At 53.1% G+C, this 271-nt stretch carries 2 tRNA genes; both read left to right on the top strand.

Annotated elements, in window-relative coordinates:
* A tRNA-Arg gene (locus tag AC0IYU_RS34845) sits at positions 1-77 on the top strand.
* A 117-nt stretch (positions 78-194) separates the two neighbouring features.
* Positions 195-271: transfer RNA gene (locus AC0IYU_RS34840), tRNA-Arg, on the top strand.

The raw sequence follows: 271 nt of genomic DNA, 5'->3' as shown, positions 1-271 counted from the left end.
GCGGCTGTAGCTCAGTTGGATAGAGTACTTGGCTACGAACCAAGGGGTCGTGGGTTCAATTCCTGCCAGCCGCACCAACTCTGAAAATGCCCGGAAGATTCGTCTTCCGGGCATTTTTCTTTTGTGAAACCTGTGTGTAGCCGGCCGAGCAGATTCCAAAAGGTCGAGAAAAGCGGGCTATAATTGCAAGCTGTGCGGCTGTAGCTCAGTTGGATAGAGTACTTGGCTACGAACCAAGGGGTCGTGGGTTCAATTCCTGCCAGCCGCACCA

It is taken from the genome of Variovorax sp. AC103, assembly GCF_979254005.1.
This window is presented reverse-complemented; position numbering and strand designations above follow the sequence as displayed.